At 49.6% G+C, this 19,881-nt stretch carries 17 protein-coding genes and 1 tRNA gene; 6 read left to right on the forward strand and 12 right to left on the reverse strand.

What is annotated here, in order from left to right; genetic code table 11:
- Positions 1 to 111 precede the first annotated feature (111 nt).
- The 3 genes from STSP2_RS04635 (at position 112) to STSP2_RS04645 (ending at position 4,682) form a co-directional block, all read left to right on the forward strand.
- Positions 112 to 3,570, forward strand: coding sequence for a glycosyl hydrolase (locus STSP2_RS04635; protein ID WP_146660295.1), 3,459 nt, complete (start codon positions 112 to 114; stop codon positions 3,568 to 3,570).
- 97 nt (positions 3,571 to 3,667) lie between these two features.
- Entirely contained in the window at positions 3,668 to 4,183 is a 516-nt protein-coding gene (locus tag STSP2_RS04640) for a GNAT family N-acetyltransferase (RefSeq protein WP_146660297.1), read from the forward strand.
- Positions 4,184 to 4,211: 28 nt separating this feature from the next.
- Positions 4,212 to 4,682, forward strand: coding sequence for a hypothetical protein (locus tag STSP2_RS04645; protein ID WP_146660299.1), 471 nt, complete (start codon positions 4,212 to 4,214; stop codon positions 4,680 to 4,682).
- 150 nt (positions 4,683 to 4,832) lie between these two features.
- Here STSP2_RS04645 and STSP2_RS04650 read toward each other — a convergent pair whose 3' ends face one another.
- The 7 genes from STSP2_RS04650 to STSP2_RS04680 all read right to left on the reverse strand — a co-directional run bounded on the left by STSP2_RS04650 (position 4,833) and on the right by STSP2_RS04680 (position 13,055).
- A complete protein-coding gene (locus tag STSP2_RS04650; protein WP_146660301.1) occupies positions 4,833 to 5,705 on the reverse strand; it encodes a DMT family transporter in 873 nt (290 codons plus the stop codon).
- A 155-nt stretch (positions 5,706 to 5,860) separates the two neighbouring features.
- A complete protein-coding gene (locus STSP2_RS04655) occupies positions 5,861 to 6,538 on the reverse strand; it encodes a choice-of-anchor E domain-containing protein (protein WP_146664003.1) in 678 nt (225 codons plus the stop codon).
- A gap of 437 nt (positions 6,539 to 6,975) precedes the next feature.
- Positions 6,976 to 7,911 (reverse strand): IS110 family RNA-guided transposase, encoded by a 936-nt coding sequence (locus STSP2_RS04660; RefSeq protein WP_146660302.1) that lies wholly within the window; start codon positions 7,909 to 7,911, stop codon positions 6,976 to 6,978.
- Positions 7,912 to 8,326: 415 nt separating this feature from the next.
- Positions 8,327 to 8,713: a hypothetical protein gene (locus STSP2_RS04665; protein ID WP_146660304.1), complete on the reverse strand. Its 387-nt coding sequence runs from the start codon at positions 8,711 to 8,713 to the stop codon at positions 8,327 to 8,329.
- A 51-nt stretch (positions 8,714 to 8,764) separates the two neighbouring features.
- Positions 8,765 to 10,855: a tetratricopeptide repeat protein gene (locus tag STSP2_RS04670; RefSeq protein ID WP_146660306.1), complete on the reverse strand. Its 2,091-nt coding sequence runs from the start codon at positions 10,853 to 10,855 to the stop codon at positions 8,765 to 8,767.
- Between the two features lie 87 nt (positions 10,856 to 10,942).
- Positions 10,943 to 12,655 (reverse strand): formylglycine-generating enzyme family protein, encoded by a 1,713-nt coding sequence (locus tag STSP2_RS04675; RefSeq protein WP_169852996.1) that lies wholly within the window; start codon positions 12,653 to 12,655, stop codon positions 10,943 to 10,945.
- Positions 12,656 to 12,674: 19 nt separating this feature from the next.
- Positions 12,675 to 13,055 carry a hypothetical protein gene (locus STSP2_RS04680; RefSeq protein ID WP_146660310.1) on the reverse strand — a complete coding sequence of 127 codons (381 nt, stop codon included), beginning with the start codon at positions 13,053 to 13,055 and terminating at the stop codon, positions 12,675 to 12,677.
- Positions 13,056 to 13,905: 850 nt separating this feature from the next.
- Between STSP2_RS04680 and STSP2_RS04685 the strand changes: the two genes are divergently transcribed.
- From STSP2_RS04685 to hisF, 3 genes are all read left to right on the forward strand, one after another.
- A tRNA-Ser gene (locus tag STSP2_RS04685) sits at positions 13,906 to 13,992 on the forward strand.
- Between the two features lie 469 nt (positions 13,993 to 14,461).
- Positions 14,462 to 15,079: an imidazole glycerol phosphate synthase subunit HisH gene (gene hisH, locus STSP2_RS04690; RefSeq protein WP_146660312.1), complete on the forward strand. Its 618-nt coding sequence runs from the start codon at positions 14,462 to 14,464 to the stop codon at positions 15,077 to 15,079.
- 151 nt (positions 15,080 to 15,230) lie between these two features.
- The gene (gene hisF, locus STSP2_RS04695) at positions 15,231 to 15,995 is read left to right on the forward strand and encodes an imidazole glycerol phosphate synthase subunit HisF (protein WP_146660313.1); all 765 of its coding nucleotides are present in this window, start codon (positions 15,231 to 15,233) and stop codon (positions 15,993 to 15,995) included.
- A 101-nt stretch (positions 15,996 to 16,096) separates the two neighbouring features.
- Here the strand turns inward: hisF and STSP2_RS04700 are convergent, their stop codons facing one another.
- From STSP2_RS04700 to STSP2_RS04720, 5 genes are all read right to left on the reverse strand, one after another.
- The gene (locus STSP2_RS04700; protein WP_146660315.1) at positions 16,097 to 16,894 is read right to left on the reverse strand and encodes a hypothetical protein; all 798 of its coding nucleotides are present in this window, start codon (positions 16,892 to 16,894) and stop codon (positions 16,097 to 16,099) included.
- Positions 16,895 to 17,070: 176 nt separating this feature from the next.
- Entirely contained in the window at positions 17,071 to 18,156 is a 1,086-nt protein-coding gene (locus STSP2_RS04705; protein ID WP_146660317.1) for a CBM96 family carbohydrate-binding protein, read from the reverse strand.
- Positions 18,157 to 18,313: 157 nt separating this feature from the next.
- Positions 18,314 to 18,736: a hypothetical protein gene (locus STSP2_RS04710; RefSeq protein WP_146660319.1), complete on the reverse strand. Its 423-nt coding sequence runs from the start codon at positions 18,734 to 18,736 to the stop codon at positions 18,314 to 18,316.
- Between the two features lie 78 nt (positions 18,737 to 18,814).
- Positions 18,815 to 19,126: a hypothetical protein gene (locus tag STSP2_RS04715; protein ID WP_146660321.1), complete on the reverse strand. Its 312-nt coding sequence runs from the start codon at positions 19,124 to 19,126 to the stop codon at positions 18,815 to 18,817.
- 86 nt (positions 19,127 to 19,212) lie between these two features.
- Entirely contained in the window at positions 19,213 to 19,590 is a 378-nt protein-coding gene (locus tag STSP2_RS04720) for a hypothetical protein (protein WP_146660323.1), read from the reverse strand.
- Positions 19,591 to 19,881: the final 291 nt, after the last annotated feature.

Genomic DNA, 19,881 nt, shown 5'->3' on the forward strand with positions numbered 1-19,881 from the left:
AAGACAAAGATATTCCTCTACATCATGCTCGCCCTCGGCGCCGCCCTGATGATCGCCGGTGTCCTTCTCGAACAGGTGGCAAAATAAACCGCAAATATAATTGAGAGATATATGAATATTACTTCCAGAACCTGTTGTTGTTTTATTATCGGATTGTTATTCATTGTTTTATCAGTATCGGCCTTCGGATCACAGGCTGACGCTGTTGTTAAAAGCGATTTTGTTGACCCTCCCATCGCAGCTAGGCCTGGTGCTTTCTGGCCCTGGCTCAACGGAAGTTTCAGCCTGGAGCGGATCACATACGAATTGGAGGAGATGAAAGACAAGGGAATGAGCGGGGCCGATATATGGGATGTTAAGGCGCATGGTGACCCTGATAATATGATCCCGGTCGGACCGGAATTTCTCGGACCCAAATCGCTCAAAGCGATAGGCCACGCCGTCAAAGAGGCCGATCGGCTCGGACTGCATCTGGGAATGCTCAACTCGAGCGGCTGGAATGCCGGGGGCACCTGGACCACCCCGGACATAGCGGGCATGGGGATGTTTCATTCAAAGATAACCGTAGAAGGGCCGAAGCAGATCGATCAGATATTGCCATTCCCGGAAGTTCCGGCAAACTGCCCCAAAGACGAAAACGGCAAACCGGTTATTCATAAAGAAATATCCGTTCTTGCCGTACCGCAAAACAATAATGATATGCAAATCGACTCCATCTCAAATGTTGTCGATCTCAATGAAAAAATGGATGCAAACGGAAAGCTCACCTGGGATGTTCCCCCAGGCAAATGGACGATCATTCGCCTGGTGATGACCAATACCGGTTACCAGTTGATAGTTCCATCACCGAATTCCCGCGGCCCTATGATCGATTTTCTAAACCCCCAAGCCTCGCGCAGACATTTCGATCATATTATTGATAAGCTTGAGTCCGAGATCGGTGACCTGGGAAACTCGCCACTGAAATACCTGGAAGTTGACAGCCTGGAACTGGGGCATCATACGGTATGGACGTATGATATGATCGAAAAGTTCAGGAAAAACTACGGTTATGACCCGGTCCCATATCTCCCGCTTCTAAAAGGTTTCAAACTTGAAGATGATGATATTGCAAAGCGGTTCAAGTATGACTGGAAAAAGCATATCAGCGATGTTTTTATTGAAAGCCATTACCGAACTTCCAGCAACTTCTTAAATGAACACGGGTTAAAACTTTGTGCCGAAGCGGGCGGCCCTGGAGCTCCTGTCTGGCCCACCTGTCCTGTCGATTCACTGAAGGCACTCGGTTCAGTTGACATCCTTCGCGGTGAGTTCTGGCCCAAAATGCACAATATCTGGCTTGTCAAAGAGATATCCTCAGCGGCCCATATTTACGGTAAGAAGGTCGTCGATGCGGAGTCATTTACAAGCTGGAGGCACTGGACGGACGGACCTTATTTTCACAAGCAGATGGCTGACGCCGCAATGATCGAAGGGCTCAATCACTTTACCTTCCACACCTTTACGCACAGCCCCGAAGAGGCGGGTCTTCCCGGACGGGCATATCACGCGGGCACGCACATCAACCCTAATGTGGTCTGGTGGCCGATGGCTCGAGGATTCATCGATTACCTCTCCCGCTGCAGTTATATGCTCCAGAAGGGGCTCTTCGTTGCCGACGTGTGTTATTATTACGGCGACCAGGCACCGAATTTTGTTTCCGCCAAAGGTGTTGATTATTCGCTGGAGGCCGGTTACGACTACGATGTAGTCAACAGCGATGTGATCCTCAATCGCATGTCCGTCAAAGACGGCAGGATCGTTCTGCCGGACGGGATGAGCTATCGCATGCTCGTTTTACCCGAACGTGAAGATATGAATCTCGATGTTCTGCGCAAGATCGAATCGTTGGTCAAAGCGGGTGCGACCGTTGTCGGCCCAAAACCGACAAGAAGCGGCTCGCTGGTCGATTATCCGAACCGCGACAAACAGGTTGCCAAACTTGCCGATGAAATATGGGGCGACTGTGATGGCACGACAAAAACCGAAGACTCCTATGGAAAAGGACAGGTTTTCTGGAATCGTACTCCTGAGCAGATTATGGCCGAAAGAGGCATCGGCAAAGATTTCAGCTTTGAGGGAACCGATGAGAGGACAAAACTCCATTACATACATCGCCGCACTGAAAAAGAAGACATATATTTTGTGGTCAACAAGAACGAACGCTGGGAGTCGGTAGAGTGCGCTTTCAGAGTCACTTCAAAGCAGCCCGAAATATGGTATCCCGATTCAGGCGAGATCAGAGAAGTTGCTAATTATCATGTAAATGCAACCGTGACCAGTATACCTCTGCACCTTAAACCGGCGGAATCGGTATTCATAGTGTTCCGTCGACCGGCAAAGCGAATTTACTTTACACAAGTCACGCCCACAGACAAAACGAAAACGCCTCTAAAGCCTGCTTTGGATCCTCACTCAGCCACTCCGGCAGGTGCGATCTGGCTCTCCGACGGCAAGGGTGAGATCGACGACCAGTTTATCACTTTTGATCTGGGTTCGGTCCAGGATGTCGATAAAATACGTGTATGGAATTACACTGAACGTCTGCGCGGGTTTATGAATTACGGAATCAAGGATTTTGATGTACTTGCTTCGTCTGACGGTAAAGATTTCCATAACTGCGGGTCCTTCGAACTTAAAGTTGCCCACAGCATCGAGGATAAACATTATCACCAGGACATTGACGTGGATATAGAAGAAGCACGCTACGTTCGCTTCAATGTAAAAACAAATCAAAATTCAAAAGCTTATTGCGGCGGTTTCACCAGGCATGCCGGTCTGTCGAAAGTCAGGTTCTTCAACGGCAGCAGTGCTGTCCCCGGGGTAACCGTTCAATCCGTATCGAGCGGCAGGGCGTTCGATCCTGCCACGGATGATGATCTCGGTATGGCTCATCCCGCTGCCGAATTACTGACTGACGAAAAGAACAGCACCTTTTTGCGTGCATGGATACCCGGAACTTATGTGTTAAAAGATAATGCCGGCAAATCTCGCAAAATCGATGTCGATTCGATCAGGCCGATGATAGAGGTCAGCGGCGAATGGAAGGTAAGCTTTACACCCAACTGGGGAGCACCGGAAGAAACGACCTTTGATGAGCTTATCTCATGGACCGATTCCGATGACGATGGAATCAAGTATTACTCGGGCATCGCTGCATATCACAAAGAGATTGATATACCGGAAAAGTATTTTAGTTCAGGCTCACATCTCGAGCTCGATCTGGGTGTCGTACAGAAAACCGCCCGCGTGAGGCTGAACGGACAAGAAATTGCAGTACTTTGGAAACCGCCTTTCACTGTTGACATAACAGACATCGCCATACCGGGCAAAAACAAACTGGTAGTCGAAGTTGCCAATACCTGGACAAACAGACTTATCGGAGACGCATACCTGCCGCCGGAAAAGCAGTTCTGCGAAACCAACCTGCACAGCCGAATGGCACGAAAAGGGCGGAGACTCCAGCCGTCAGGACTGATCGGACCTGTACGTATCAACGCCGCCAATGACGTGTTTATAAAACAGGACTAGCGGATATGACACGCAAAACGAAGATATTCCTATACATAATGCTGGCCGTAGGCGCCGCCTTGATGATCACCGGCGTCCTCCTCGAACAGGTGACAAAATGAATCGCAGGAAACTAACCATCCGCGACGAAACCCCCTCAGACATTGCCGCCATCTCCCGCATCACCCGGGCCGCCTTCAAAACCTGCCCCTACAGCAACGACACCGAGCACCTCATAATAAACGCTCTCCGAGCCGCCGACGCTCTTACCATCTCACTCGTCGCCGAACTCGACGGCACACCGGCAGGGCACGTCGCACTCTCGCCCGTCACCTTCTCCGACGGCAGCACGGACTGGTTCGGCCTCGGTCCCATCGCCGTCATCCCCGAAAAACAGAAACAGGGCATCGGCACCGCACTGATGAACCGCGCCCTCGAACAACTAAGGACCCACAACGCCGCAGGCTGCATCCTCGTAGGCGACCCCGCATACTACACCCGCTTTGGCTTCACGGCCTACCCGCAGATAACCCACGAAGGCGTACCACCCGAAAACGTACTGGCCCTACCCTTCACCGACCACCTACCCACCGGCCAGGTAACATTCCACAAAGCCTTCAGCGTAACGGAATAAGATTTACTGCTGAAACAGAGGATTAACCATGGTACAATTTATTGCCAGGCTCACAGGGAATGACTTTTCAAAATTAGGAGTTTCAGTTGAGCTTTCAAATGGTACCGTTTGTGAGGCAAGATATACAGGAGACAGCATATTTCGCCTTAAATGGCGTATAGATATTGAATTCGAATTAGCGTGTGAGAATACAAAAGTTGATTTCAAGGTGATTTCCAAAAACTTATTTCGTACTATTTATGCTGCTTTTGACGGTAAAAAAGAAGTTTTAAGGTTGGTGTCTTGTATTTTCTCAGACTATATAATAGTAAATGGCAAAAAAGAAAGAATGGCAGGGGTTATTAGCACAAGAGTAGAAAACTTGGGTTTCTTTGGCGAAAGTCATCCATTTTTAATAGGAAGCAATTACAAGGGGGAATTTGAAGATGATCATATTCTTCACGGCACAATAGTTGCAACTTACTGTGTATTGAAAATGTCGTTTACAGATTCACTGTGACCTTCAAGACAAGACGCCCCCCCTAATACCCCACACACAACCACTCCAGCATCAGCCGCTCCAGATCCGCAGGTCGACCACCCGGTCGCCGGTAATATCCGCCTCATACAGTATCCATTGCTCCGACCGCAATCGGCACACTTCCATCAGTTACCCAGCCGCCTTCTCCCGCCTCGCCTTGCCGTTGCGCAGCGTCGCCTCGACCGCGTTCGACGTAACCGCCACCAGCACGACCACCCCGCCTGCCAGCGCCCACTCGCCCGGCACCTCGCCCACGAATATCAGCACCCACACCGGGTTCAGTATCGGCTCCAGCGTGCATATCATCACCGCGTCGATAGCCTTGACCCGCGATATCCCCCGCGCATACAGCACATACGGGATCCCCAACTGCACCACCCCCAGCAGCACCAGGTTCACCCAGCTAACCGCCCCGGGCATACTCTCGAACATGAACGGCAGGCCCAGCACCGCGGTAAACACGTTGCCCAGGAATATCGACCCCATCGCCGCCTCCATCCGCTGCTTGCGCATCACCAGCATCATCATCCCGAATGAAAGCCCCGTCGCCACCCCCAGCACGTTTCCCCAAAGACCTTCCGCTGACACCTCACCTACGAAAAACAGCACCATCCCCCCGATCGCCGCCGCTATCGCGATCCAGTTATACAGCCGGATCTTCTCGCCCAGGAACCACCCGCTCAGCAGCGCCACATATATCGGCGCCGTATACTGCAGCAGTATCACGTTCGCCGCCGTCGTCAGCTTGTTCGCCACCGCATACAGCAGCACCGCGCCGATATAGCACACCGCCCCGGCAAGCTGCACCCGAGAAAACGTCAGCCACTCCCGCTTCATGAAAAACGCCAGCACCACCGCCCCGATCGCGCTCCGCATCCCCCCGATCGCCATCCCGTTCCACTCGATGCTCTTGACAAGCACACCGCCCAGGCTCCAAAGCAGCGCAGTCGCCACCAGCAGCCCAACACCCTTCGCCCGTTCTTTCTCGACATGCCCCGTCATAGCTTCCCTTAACGAACACTCAACCCAAAACGCTCAACAAAAAACACACCGCCCAACTATAACGCCTCACCGCAACCCCTTCCAGCACAAAAAAAGGCGGCAGCCCAACAGGACTCACCGCCTTTAAAAATTTCAAGTCAAATATGCTGCTTTGCTTACTTCTTCCTTCTCAGCAGCGCCAGACCGCCCAGACCAAGCAGTGCAACCGTAGCGGGCTCAGGCACTGTGTAACCGTAAACAACCGTCACACAACCGCTGCTCTCTGTCGAAACATTGCTAACGCCGTTGCCGGGCATTGACAAAGCAGAATTTGCATTGCCGACCAGCGAAAAATCAACCGTGCCGCCGCCGATGAACATGCTAAGATCATCGCCTGCTCCAAAAGCTACCGTCTGGCTATCGCTTTCATCCATGTATTCCTGGCTGAAGCCCGATGTGCCGGCAAAATCCGTAATTCCATCATACGCGGTCAGGTCCATCTGATAGTCTTCCAGAACTTCCCACGCAACATCCGCCAGCGAACTGCCGTCAAGCGAAATGCCCAGGTCGCCGTTCGTGGTGTAAGTTTCCTCGCCCATCGTGAAATACGTCGAGATCGTGCGATACACCGGGTTATCCGTGTTATTCTCGAAGTTGATCGTGCCGTTGGCCCCGACCGTCGCGGTGATCTGAACGCTGTCCAGCGTACCCAGCGATGTGTCGAACTGAGCGACCGACAAAGTCTCGTCGACATTGAAATAGCCGTCAAAACTGTCCGTGTAGGTCACAAAATCCGCATTCGCCGCACCGGCCAACACACAAATACCCAAAACTGCCAAAAGTGTCTTTCTCATTTTACCCTCGCTCTCTGGAAACCGCCCTCCGGCGGCCCCGTACAAATAACAAAATATACCTTCAAATTCCGTATCGGCGCACACCGATCCGGCAAAATCCAACTGGGAATTCTTCCTTGAGTGCTCCCATCACCTTCCCTGCAAAAGCTCTATCTCCTGCGATCCGACAAATCCTCTCTCTCCAGCTCACTAGTATAGTGTCTTGGCCGTCCGTGTCAAGCAAAAACTCCGTATTTACCACGATGCAATACTTTTAACGAACAAATATTAGGCATTTATGAGCGTTCCGCCGCTTTCCCAGGAAATCTTCAAATTATCTTCCCCGCCTCATAACCGCACTGTCCCACTCCTTCAGCACCCACTCGCCCAATTGGCCCGGCACCCAGTCAGCCTCACTAACAATCGCATCCCCCGCCTGGTAGCGACTGTTATTAAAATCAAGCCGAATTTGGCTTCCATTCTTCATTTTTCGCCAGCATAAAATTGATTATCGTGAGCAGCTTTCGCATACACGCAACCACCGCTGTCATCTTCGCCTTGCCGTTTTTTAGTAACCGCCTGTAAAACTTCCTAATCACCGGATTATGCTGTATCGCCACCAACGTCGGCATAAACAGCCGCGTCCTGACCTCCTTGCGTCCACCGCCGGTAGTACGCTTGCCCCGCATCAGGCCGCTGTCACGATTCATCGGCGCCACCCCCACAAGTGATGCGATCTGCCTGCGGTTCAAGCTGCCAATCTCCGGCAGTTCCGATACGATCATTGAAGCAGTCACTTCGCCAATTGCCGGTACGGTTCTCATTTTAATTACCTTTTCTCGAAGCTGCGGATCATCATCAATATGTTCAGCCATCGCGGATTCGACTTTGCCAATTTCACGTTCAATCGTTTTTACCACCGCCTCGACACTGCGTCTTATTGCCTTCTCGAAAACATGATCGAGCCGGTTACGCTCTGCCGTCCTCATATCAACCAATTGCCTCCTGCGTGCCGTCAGAGCCTTTAATTTGCACATCTTGCGATTGATCCTTCCTCTTACTTGCGGCCTCAACGCCGATGCATACCAGGCAATGGTCCTTGCGTCGATCTTGTCGGTCTTGGCTATCTTGCCGCAGGCCCGGCCAAAAGAACGGACTCGACTGGGATTTACAATAACGACTGGAAGCCCGCTGTCCTGTACCGCCAGTGCAAGCTGCAGCTCATAACCGCCAGTGGATTCCAGCACCACCAGCGTCGGCTCTACTCGCTCTAACATCTTGACACATTCTGCAACTGCCTGCTGATTGTAGTCGAAATGGCTGACCTTCCCATCGACGCCACAGCAAACATCAAAAAAGTACTTCGAAACATCGATTCCAACAAAAAGTTCCATGTCAATTCCCTTCCTTGCAAATGCGGGTTCATCTGTTAAGATGTCCCTTGCGACTGTTCGGGTTAAAAACACGTCTGGACAGCGGATCAGGCTACCTTCGGGCTCAAGGCCCCAGGGTGGGACGATCTCGCTGCCCGTGATCGGTTGGTTGCCTGCAGGCAACCAACCGACCCGAACATTAACTCGTTCGTATCCAAACGTCGCTTTAATACATTATACAAGGGTGGGCCATGCCCACGCAACTTCACGCCTTCTCGCACATCTAAGCTTCTCCGCATAACGGCCTCAAGCACTTCCGCTCTCAAATTGTCATTCCTTCAATCGAGCAAAACCCTCACTCTCCCTTTCGCCGTCAACCGTCAATTTTCTGTTTAGCACCTCATTGCATTTGCTCAAAAGTGATCCCACATACCCGTCATTCATAAACTATCTGCTCCACCGCCTTCCACGCCTTGTGAAATTCTTCCATCTGCTTCGCATTCAAGCCTTGAAAATCCCGGTTCACATACATATATTCTCCGTCCTTCTTTGCTTCCAGACTGCACCTGTCCCGCCACTCCTTGTCATGCACAACCGCCTCCCAGACCATCTCGATGACCTCTCCCCGACAAGCCGTCGCCGATTCGATATTCTCGCAGACAAGTACATCCCTTTTTGTGCCCGTGTGCACGGAACTGCTCGTCCATGACCACAGGTTAATCCCTGCCTTTTCCGCAGCCAGACTAACAGCCTCCACAGTCACTACAAGCAAAGCCACAGCTACCAGCACCCGCCAAATTTTACCAAACCTGATTCTCTCCATAAGTCATGGCCTCCCGCTAAAATTCAAAAAAAACAAGCTCCACGCACTGTTCTACTCTCCCTCCCACCTCAAGCTTCCGAACCACTCCTCATCCCGCACACACGCCAGATCATCATCGCCCATCGCATGCTCACGGCTGGGCAATGTTCCTTCCTCTTGTCCAACCTCAAGCCATTCCCGACAACTCTTCTTATCTCCCAGCAGCCCATAAACACAAGCCATATTATAAGCCCCGCTCCCGCGTTTAATACCCTCAGCTTTCTGTACGACATCTATGGCCTTATCAAGATTGGCTTTTTTATCCTCAGGTCTGTCCATTCTCACAGCCAAACTAAGCAAGACACTCCCCCAGCCAATGAATGCAAAATGAGACCTCGGATCTATCTCAGTCGCCTTTTCGTATTTTTCGCATGCCTGCTCAAGCTTTTCGAAAGCATCATCCTCCTCCAGCAGTTCTGCCCATCTCCAAAGAGCACTTCCCCAGTTATTGAATGCTTCATGGAAGTCTGCCTTTATCTCAGTCGCTTTCTCGTACTTTTCGCATGACTGCCCAAGTTTTTCTAATGCCTCTTTACCTTCCAATCGCTCTGCCCATTGTCCAAGAGTGTACCCCCAACCATAAAATACTTCATGGTCGTCCATCTTTATCTCAGTCGCTTTCTCGTACTTATCACATGCCTGCACAAATTTCTCTAACGCATCATCACCCTCCAGCAGTTCTGCCAGTTTTCTAAGAGCAATTCCCCAGTTATAGAAGGCTTCATGGTCGCCCGTCTTTATCTCCGTCGCCTTCTCGTACTTTTCGCATGCCTGCTCAAGTTTCTCTAATGCATCAGCCCCTTCCAACAGCTCTGCCCATTTCCAAAGAGCAGTTCCCCAGTAATTGAATGCATCATGATCGTCCGTCTTTATCTTCGTCGCCTTTTCGTATTTTTTGCATGCCTGCTCAACTTTCTCTAACGCCTCATCCCCTTCCAGCAGCTCTGCCCATTTCCAAAGAGCAATTCCCCAGTTGTTGAATGCATCATGGTGGTCTGCCTTTATCTCAGTAGCCTTCTTGAACTTCTCGCATGCCAACTCAAGTTTCTCTAATGCATCTTCGCCTTCCAGCCGTCCTGCCAATTCGTCAAGAGTGTTCCCCCAGCCAATGAATGCCAAATGATACCCCGGTTCTATATTCGCCGCCTTCTCATACTTTTCGCATGCCTGCTCAAGTTTTTCTAACGCATCATCACCATCCAGCAGTTCTGCCCATTTTCCAAGAGCACTTCCCCAGTTATTGAATGCTTCATGGTAGTCCTTCTTTATCTCAGTCGCCTTCTCGTACTTTTCGCATGCCTGCCCAAGTTTTTCTAATGCCTCTTTACCTTCCAATCGCTCTGCCCATTCTCCAAGAATGTACCCCCAACCATAAAATGCTTCATGGTCGTCCATCTTTATCTCAGTCGCTTTCTCGTATTTTTCACATGCCTCCGCAAATTTCTCTAACGCATCATCACCCTCCAGCAGCTCTGCCAGTTTTCCAAGAGCAAGTCCCCAGCCAAGAAATGCAAAATGATACCCCGGTTCTATCTTCGTCGCCTTCTCATACTTTTTGCATGCCTGCTCAAGCTTTTCGAACGCATCATCACCTTCCAGCAGATCTGCCAGTTTTCCAAGAGCAAGTCCCAAGTTATAAAATGCATAATGATCGTCCTTCTTTATCTCAGTCGCCTTCTCATACTTTTCGCATGCCTGCCCAAGTTTTTCTAATGCCTCTTTACCTTCCAATCGCTCTGCCCATTCTCCAAGAGTGTACCCCCAACCATAAAATGCTTCATGGAAGTCCTTCTTTATCTCCGTCGCCTTCTCGTACTTATCACACGCCTGCTCACATTTTTCTAACGCTTCTTCGCCTTCCAGCAGTTCTGCCCATTTTTCAAGAGCAAGTCCCCAGTTATAAAATGCATTAGGTAGTTGCGGGTCGATTGCCGTGGCCTGCTCATATAGTTTGCATGTCTCCCCAAAGTCATCATTAGCATGAGCATTCTTTGCAGCTTTTAAGGCCTCTCTGACAGCATCTCTGTACTTTCTCCGGTTCCAGAAAATAACGAAGATGATGCCTGCCGTTATCAATGTGACAATCGTTGGAATCTCAGTCATCAGCACTCACCCAATTTTACCAAATCTGTTTCTGTCCATAATCCATAACCTCCAGCCAAAATTCAAAACACGCTCCACGCACTTACCTCACTCTCCCCCAGCTTCATCCCAGTTTTCACAAACCAGACGAATACCAGTAAGCAAAACGAAACCGGCTTCGTCAGCCGCCGCCGGTTCCCTGCTCGCGGATCTGCAGCCTTGGGCTAAAGAGCCTATGATCCCCCCTCGCACCACGCGGACATTCATGTCTTCCGAAATACAGACCGGGTCAACAGCCTCTGCGTTGGAATAGCAGTCCGGATCGTAGGCATCCAGACACCATTCACTCACGTTACCATACATGTCATGGAGTCCCCACGGATTTGGTTTCTTCGTCCCCACTTCTTTAGTGCCGGTTTCAGAGTTCTCCCGATACCATGCGAATTCATCTAAACGCTCACTGTCGTCACCAAAAAAGTAAACAGTTTCTGTCCCTGCCCGGCAGGCATACTCCCATTGTGCTTCAGTGGGTAAACTGTACTTTTGTCCGTCCTTCTCACTTAGCTTTTTAGAAAAATCGACTGCGTCAGCAAACCTGACACCATCCACGGGGTGATTCTTAACCCTCCAATTATCAGCCGTCGGTTTTACATTTTCAGCATCCAGGCAAGCATCGCAATCCGGGCACTTATACTTGCACAGACTGGGGTTAGAATCCATAAGCTCAGTGTATTGTTCCTGAGTGACCTCATGCTTACTGAGCCAGAAACCTTTGCTTATTCGCACTTTATGCTTTGGATGCTCGTCCCGAAATTCTGACGCTCTACCGCCATATTCATTTTCGACTTCTTCTGGTGAAAGACTGCTGCCCATCATGAACTCGCCTGCCGGTATTCGCACGAACTCCATCCCCATCGAATTGGTTCTGACTTCGAACTGTGCTGGTTTAGAGTTGATAACCACTCTGAAACCGTCCCATTGACTTGGTATGATGCTGTCGTACGCATAGCGTGCAGCACAACGGCAACGGTCAGCAGATGAGAGGTAAAGACCGCCCCGCAGAACTCGTTCAACTCCCCCAACCATTTCTCCCTCTTTTTCTTCTGTTGAAACAGGTGCGGGACCTTTCGGATCCTCCTCAGGTGACCGGGAATAATATTCCTCATCATAGAGATCCAGGCACATTTCAGAAACATTGCCCAACATGTCGTGCAAGCCGAACGCATTCGCTTTTTTCTGCGCGACGGCATGCATCTTCATATTTGAATTCTCTCTGTACCACGCCCGTTCCCCCAGATCAGCAGAAACTTGTTGTCCGTCACTGTTCCCGCCGCGACAGGCATATTCCCATTGAGCTTCTGTCGGCAATGAATAGTTTCTGTTTTCCGCTTCGCTTAGTCTTTCGCAGAATTCCATAGCATCTTTGAAACTTACACCTGTGATTGGAAGATTCTGTCCTTTGGGCTTTCCGGGGTTCTCACCCATCACAGCCTCATATTGCGCCTGGGTTACCTCGGTCGTTCCCATCCAGAACCCGTTTGTCAATCTTACCTTATGTTGCGGTCGCTCATAAGGCTCTGCAAACTTATCATCTTCACTGCTGCCCATCATGAATTCACCAGCCGGTATCCAAACCAGCTTCATGCCGACAGAGTTCGTTAAAACTTTAGAATCCTCGCGATTCACAGCTTGGGATTGCTGCGCTGTTCCCTCATTTAACGCCTGTGACTGATCAGCAAACACAAATCTGCCAAACAAGACAACTGCACAGACTGTCATAACCTTGAATAATTCAACCGAATAACTAACACTACTTCGCATTGCTTTCTCCAATCGCATGTCATGCAACCCTCCTTGTCTGTTCGTCATTTATGCGCTGCCGAACGCCCCTTAAAACCAGCCAGCCAAAAATAGCCGACACAGCCACCAGCTCACACAACAGTCTGCCGATATCAACTCGCGTACTTGCATAAGAGTGCTTGGGGTAATACGTTTTTTCTTCGGTAAGAACTTTCTCACCGTCCACAGTTCTATAACTACTCACGGTCTGCTGCCTGTCAGAGCTGTATTTTATAATCGAACTGAACATAAAGTGCATGCCTATAAATTTCTCACCATCTCGCGAGGTTTTCTTGCCGACAAAAGGCGGGAACAATGAAATTACCACAACTATAATTATATAAACAACCAGCAGCCGGTAAGTATACGTGTCGAGCTTCATATTAAAATATCATCTTCTAAAATAAGACAATTCGAGTTCACGAAAAACCACTATAGCTCCAACCCATACCCCGGTCAAACAATTTCCGACCCGTTAACTTCAATGACTCTGTAAATGAAAACAGAGCTTCCGAAATGGCTGTAAACGCCCCATGGTCCAAATCCACTTGCACAGCCGGACTTGTCAAGTTCAATCAGAATGACATTACAAAACGCCGCCCAGGAGCAGCGGCCGCACCTGCAAAATTCTGCGACAGCCCAGGCATCCTGGTATAGTAAGTATGCTCCCAGTATGTCATCCGCCTCTGGTGAGCCCAACATAAAACAGAGCCTTAACGCGACTTCCTTGCTCTTGTATTGTAGAGTCTTTAGCTTCTCTTCGTGCTCCTTCGTGTCCTCTGTGGTGAACCCTTTTCAGCAGCATATCCCACTTGACAGGTAGGAAACAGCCTCTCAGTTTTGCACCACTTTTACCCCATCTTTACCCTGTCTTTGCCTACTTTTGTGCAGTTTTGACCCACTTTTGCACCGCCAAAAATCGCAAAATCAAGCCGATTTCGGCCCCAGTCTCACTTGCAAAGTGTCCGCGCGCATGAGGAACACCCATTTCCGCTGGTCATGATCACCCATGCCGGATAGATGATTCACACCCCGAAAAATGGGTGTATGGCCCCATCTCTTAACGGCCCGGCCGGCACCTCCCCGATTCGCCGGTAATTATCCTTGCAAAACACTCTCAATCCCGCTAAATTAGGCCTTTCACAGCCGCGCAGCGAGTTGACAACACACACCGTCTTATCGCGCAACTGTCTGTGAAAAAGGCACTTACAAAAAACCGGTGCCGCCATTATGGAGAGGTGTCAGAGTGGCTTATCGAGCTGGTTTCGAAAACCAGTGTACTGTTCGCAGTACCGCGGGTTCGAATCCCGCCCTCTCCGGTAAAAAGTCGCATAACGTTCTTTGGAATTATAACATACTGTCAGCTAATGAGTTATCGCCAACAGGATTCGAACACGCGGCAACGCGAAGCGTTGCTACGCGGGTTTGACGCCTACTGGCGCCGCGCAAGCGAATCCCGCCCTCGGCCAAAAACAGAAAGACATAAGTCTTTATTGCAGCAATACTTATGTTGGCCGGCTGTTCGAACCCGTGATAACGCGCAGCGTTATTCACGCGGGAGCGACACCAGCCGGGGCATCGTGGTTGAGTCGGCACAGAACGTTACGGCCCGTAAGGGCATTTAGAATAAGCAGTTACAATAAAATATCTCGGAATTCAGCAGTTAAATGACGAATTCCGTAAATGCAGCGTAAAACGCCCGCGGGGCGACGACATAAACCATGCAGCGACATAGGGTTACGATTGAAAAATCTATGTCGCTGAGACACACTCCGGGACGAATTTATTATGATAGTAGTTATCGACTATAGCGTGGGAAACGTTCGCAGCGTCTGCAAGGCCCTCAACCACATCGGCTGCGAAACAAAACTGTCTCGCAAACGCGAAGACATCGAATCCGCCGACGGCATTATCCTGCCCGGCGTGGCCGCGTATGGCTTTGCTGTTAAAGAACTTAGCGACACTGCCGACATTATAAAAGATGTCGCAAAACAGGGTAAACCCCTCCTCGGCATCTGCGTCGGATACCAGCTCCTATTCGACAAAAGCTACGAAAAGGGCGAGCACGCCGGCCTGGGTCTGATCTCCGGCGAAGTGGTCCCTCTCCCGCCCGGCCTGACCGTCCCGCACATGGGTTGGAATTCCGTTAAGTCCAGCAAAGACATGGACTTATTTAAATACATGCGCGACGAGGAACACTTCTATTTCGCCCATTCGTACCATGCGAAAGTGACCGACCCCGAGGCGAAGATCGCAAACACCGACTACGGCAGCGATATCGTCGCAAGTGTCCAGAAACAAAGCATTTACGGCGTTCAGTTCCACCCCGAAAAGTCCGGCCCCGTAGGTCTGAAATTCCTGGAAACCTTCAACGAGATATGCCTGGCAAAGAAGAATAATAGCTGATAAGGACGGTTTGCAATGCGGCGGCAGTGACTTGTTTCCGCCGTCCGCAAGTCGCAGATGTTCTCGACTGCAGCGAAATGCGACTGTGTTGTAAGTGCTTGCAAATAAATAAATTAAGAAATAACATGTTAGCTTCAGGACCTATTAAAATATGCTGACAAAACGAATAATTCCATGCCTGGACGTTAAGGATAACCGTGTTGTAAAGGGTGTAAATTTCCTCAATCTCCGCGACGCCGGCGACCCGGTAGAACTGGGTTCAAAATACTCTGATCAGGGCGCCGACGAGCTCGTTTTTCTCGACATCACCGCCACCATCCGCAGCGAAAAGACAATCGTCGAACTTGTCGAAAAAGTTGCAGACAACGTCTTTATTCCCTTCACCGTCGGCGGCGGCATCAACAAAGCCGATCAGATAGACATACTTCTGCGTGCCGGCGCCGAAAAGTGCTCCATAAACACCGCAGCGGTCAACAATCCCGATCTGCTGCGTGAATCGGCGGATCGTTTCGGCAATCAGTGCGTGGTGCTGGCGATAGATGCCAAACGCACGCAACCTACTGAGAATAAATGGGTTGTGACGGTCAAGGCAGGTACGCAGCGGACCGATATCGACGCCGTCGAGTGGGCAGTGCGGGCGCAGGAGCTGGGTGCGGGCGAGATATTGCTGACCAGCATGGATGCCGACGGCACCAAGGCTGGGTATGATATAGAACTGACCCGCGCGGTTGCTGAGGCTGTTGACATTCCGGTTATCGCATCCGGCGGGGCGGGTGACCTGGATACGCTGGTGGATGTATTGGAGAACGGCAAGGCCGACGCTGTGCTGGCGGCTTCTATATTCCATTATGGCGAATATACAATCGGCCAGGCGAAAGAATATCTGGCCAAACATAATATACCTGTGCGTTTATAATATAGTTTTATATGTATGCTCACCGAGATTGAGTGTATATTATAAACACAGGCTGTTTTATAAATAATATAAGTGGTAAGCTTTGCTGGCGGGCCGGGGGGTTATAAAATGGGCTGGTAGCAATTGCACAGCCAGCTTTGGGCGAGCAGCAGCAAGTCGTCTATGTCGGTGGTTCCGCTTTTATCTATGTCCGAGATCAGTTCTTCGGCGGTTTGTCCGTACTCGGCGGCCAATGCTGCGAAATCATCGAAATTGACAAACGCATCGTTTCCCTGAATGTCGGCCAGGCTGCAGTTGGGGTCCGTGATGATGGAGGCGGTGAATGTGAATGCGAAGTCGCCCGGCTGGCCCGGTTCGGGTCCCCAGGAGCGGAAGAGCTGGGCGGTGTTGCTCCAATATGCAGTTGTCCTGTCAATAGTGTAGCGGACGGAAAAGGTGGTGTCGTGGACGTTCTTAAATTCGTCTACCGGGTGGGCGGTTCCGCCTGTTGTCAGCGAGAGGAACTGTATCCATTCTGAGGTGCCGATTTTGTACTCGCCTGTTATGCTCGATCCAATTTCAAAAATGCGCGCCAGTGAAGTGACGGTGACGTCTGCCAGTAATGCTCCCTGCTCGGCGACGAAGGTATATTGGAGCACGGCGGGGTCGCCGCCTTTGCTTGTGTCGGTGTAGAAGCTGGCGTATGGGTTGTCGGTTTCGACGACGAAGCCCGCATCGCCGGATATGGCGAGGTTGGTGTCTATGCCGTGATGACGGACATCGTGCTGATAGGTGTATGCGGGGCCTGTGCAGATGATGTCGCTGCCGGGCTGGTCGGTGATGGGCGTGACGTGGGTAGCGGCAAATGAGGTGCAATACGAGAGACTGAAAAGCAGAGATAAAGTTAGTGTGGTCCTCATCGGATCCTCCTAAACACACTAAGTGCCGAAGCGTCATAAACGAATTCGTCGCATGATGTCTTAGCTGGTTAACGAGGCCAACCAAAATATATTAATGCAAGAAAACACTCTATAGTGTTGCTTCGGCGGAATGTACTATAACGCCTTTACAGGAGATGCCTTGCTTATGTGCTTTCTTATGCTTGTCTGGATTTTCTTTTCATAAGCAAGCCTCCCAGTCCAATCAGCAAAATGCTGGACGGTTCAGGGACATCGGAGAACTCGATATTGTCAAGCAGTACCTGTGAGCCGGATGCGCCGTCGAATTGCAATCCCAATGTTACGTGGTCGAGATAAAGCCAACTGTCGTCCTGCAAATAGAAAGAAGCATGACTCATTTGTTCAGCAATAGAATCGCCAGCTTCGAGTTGGCCAACGAGAAGCTGCCCGCCATCTCGATCGGTAAGTGTGACATCCAGTGAACCCGTATCCGTTAGAAACGCATAATCGAAATTTATATAAAATGCGTCCTGCGGTGTGTCGATAATCTGTGTGATACCAACAGGTGAACCAGTTGTCAGTTTTGCGAGATTGCCATCGCCAAAGGGATTAGCCGCCATCTCGGCTGTTCCACCGCCGGAATTTATATTCCAGCTATCTAAACCATCGTCAAAGCTTCCGTTTGAAGTGGCAGTTTCGCCCCAGGTTCTAAAGGTTAAATATGGTTTTTTGTTTGCAGTGCCATTCCAGTTCACACCATTTCGAGTGACGAAATAGCTGCCATAGCCGCTGTTTGCTACCAATGCCATCGAGAGATTGTTGTCGTAGGGGCTGATGTAGGGCATGTTTGAAAGAGATATGTCATATTTTCTGGCCTGGGATACATCGTTGACTTTGGTGACAGAGACAGAGCCAAGTTTGGTGCCGAGACTCGATGCATATGGAATCGAAGAATCACTCCAACTGTCATAGGAATAGTGATATATATTTACTGCGGTCGTATTTGAGCCGCTTCCGCTTGATCCCCAGATATTGAGAACAGCGCCGCGTAATGTATAGTTGCTGACGCTGGAGGTGTCAAATTTGATTACTGCCCGCCGTCTATAATTGGAAAAGGTGGCATCATAATCCGTCCACATGATATAGCTGCTACCATTTGGATAACGCCGTGAGGGGTCATTTTCGCCGTCAGCAATCGAGTAAAGTTTCTTGTCAACTGCTTGTGTAGTGCTTGATACAATGAATAAACTTGCCAAAAATGACAATAAAGTCAACTTCCCCATCTCAACCTCCAGTTATTAAGATTAAAATCCCCCATTCAGCCAAAACTCCAAAATTCCAAGAACTAAACATAGCATATGTGCCGTAGATTGTCAAGATTGTTTTTTTATCAGCGAAAGATTGCTCGCCGAGAAGCCAGAAGCAGTTTTGAAACAGCTTCTACTCTATCTCAGGTTTTCTGAGGTTTCCGTTAACCATTACATTTCTTTGGGCATCGATGACAACTTTGTCGCCGACTTCAACTGTGCCGTAATTGTTATTGTTAAATTGTAATGTAACAGGGCTGCCCGGGAATTTTTCCAGCCGGATGTTTACGTCATCACCTATTGTGACCTCGACTTGTGCATCTGTCTGGTCCGGGTCCGAATGGAGTTGACCTTCAAATTTGCTGGCAGCTCCACCGCCCACAGTCTCAGCTACCTCGAAATCAATGCCCCAAACTTTGGCTATGCCCCGGCCATCTATGTTCTTGACGAAATTACCTGAGGTTGGGGGGTAGGTGCTGGGGCTGTCTTCTTTGGGGCATCCCAAGATCGCCAAGAGGAGCATGAGGGATGCAGCAAGTGTTAATTTATGTTTCATTGCAATTTCTCCAATTAATAATGATTGTTTTGCTGCTTGAATATTTTATTGAGTTTGAGGGTTAGCTATGTGCAGCTTCTAATCAGGTGTCCATCTGAAAGAAATTATTTTGTTTATTGGCAATATCTCGCTGCTTTTGGACTCTTCGACAACGATATACTCATCGTAAAAATGGATTGCTGTTGCCTTTGAAGGTGTGTCACCTGTGCCCATAGTTGAAGTCTCACTGGTCTGTATTGAGTAGTAAACATCGAAAGAGCCCGTGATAGTAGAAGGTGCTCTTTTAGAATGTCTAATATCAGTGTCATTATCGCACCCTGCGAGGGTTAACGCGAGGCAAATTACTGCAAGGACGTGAACCAAGACGGCTTTTCTGGAGATAAGATTCATTTTGCCTTCCTCCAATATGATAATATATCTTTTTTTGTAGCAACATAATTTCACAAGCGCCGAGAGTATATTACTTCCGTTTTGAACTAATCCTTAGTGTTTCTCTCTGCACGGTATGCCTTCAGCACTGCTGCGGCCTCACTCAAACTGGAGCCCGTTTCTTCGCGATATAATTTTACGGCTTCAACAAATGAGCAGTTCGGATCATTGCATTTTGCCCGTACTTCAGCGGATGGTTGAGGAAGAGAGTTGATGTCAATTTTTTTATGGGGAAACAACCAGGTCAAAGTAACGATCTGACTTAGTGCCACACCAAAAAGCAAGCCACGCCAAAATTCCGGTAGGGTTTGCAGTGCAAGGCCGAGCAGTATGCAAATCACAGACATGATTATACAGACAACGATAAAAAGGGGTACGTGCCGCAGTGAGAAATCGCTCGGCACAAACGATCTGTTTTTGCTCATACATTACTCCATGGCTGAAATAGTATGAAAGGACATTAAAAGTCATTTTCCATGCATTAAGGTTCGATTGTGGAGCTTTGCTGAGTAATAGCAGAGTCTATTATAGTGTTAGGGTGTTGGTTTGCCAGATTATTATGTTTACAATTTTATGACAGGTTTGGTGGTGTTATTTACGCGGGCGGGGGGCATGGAGGAATTAGATGGGGGCTTGTTTGCTGCCAGCATCTCATCCAAGTCTTTGTCGTTGGTGTAAAGCTGTTTAGTTTTTCATAGCGTTGGAATTGTTATGGT

The sequence above is a fragment of the Anaerohalosphaera lusitana genome (genome assembly GCF_002007645.1).
Classification (GTDB): domain Bacteria; phylum Planctomycetota; class Phycisphaerae; order Sedimentisphaerales; family Anaerohalosphaeraceae; genus Anaerohalosphaera; species Anaerohalosphaera lusitana.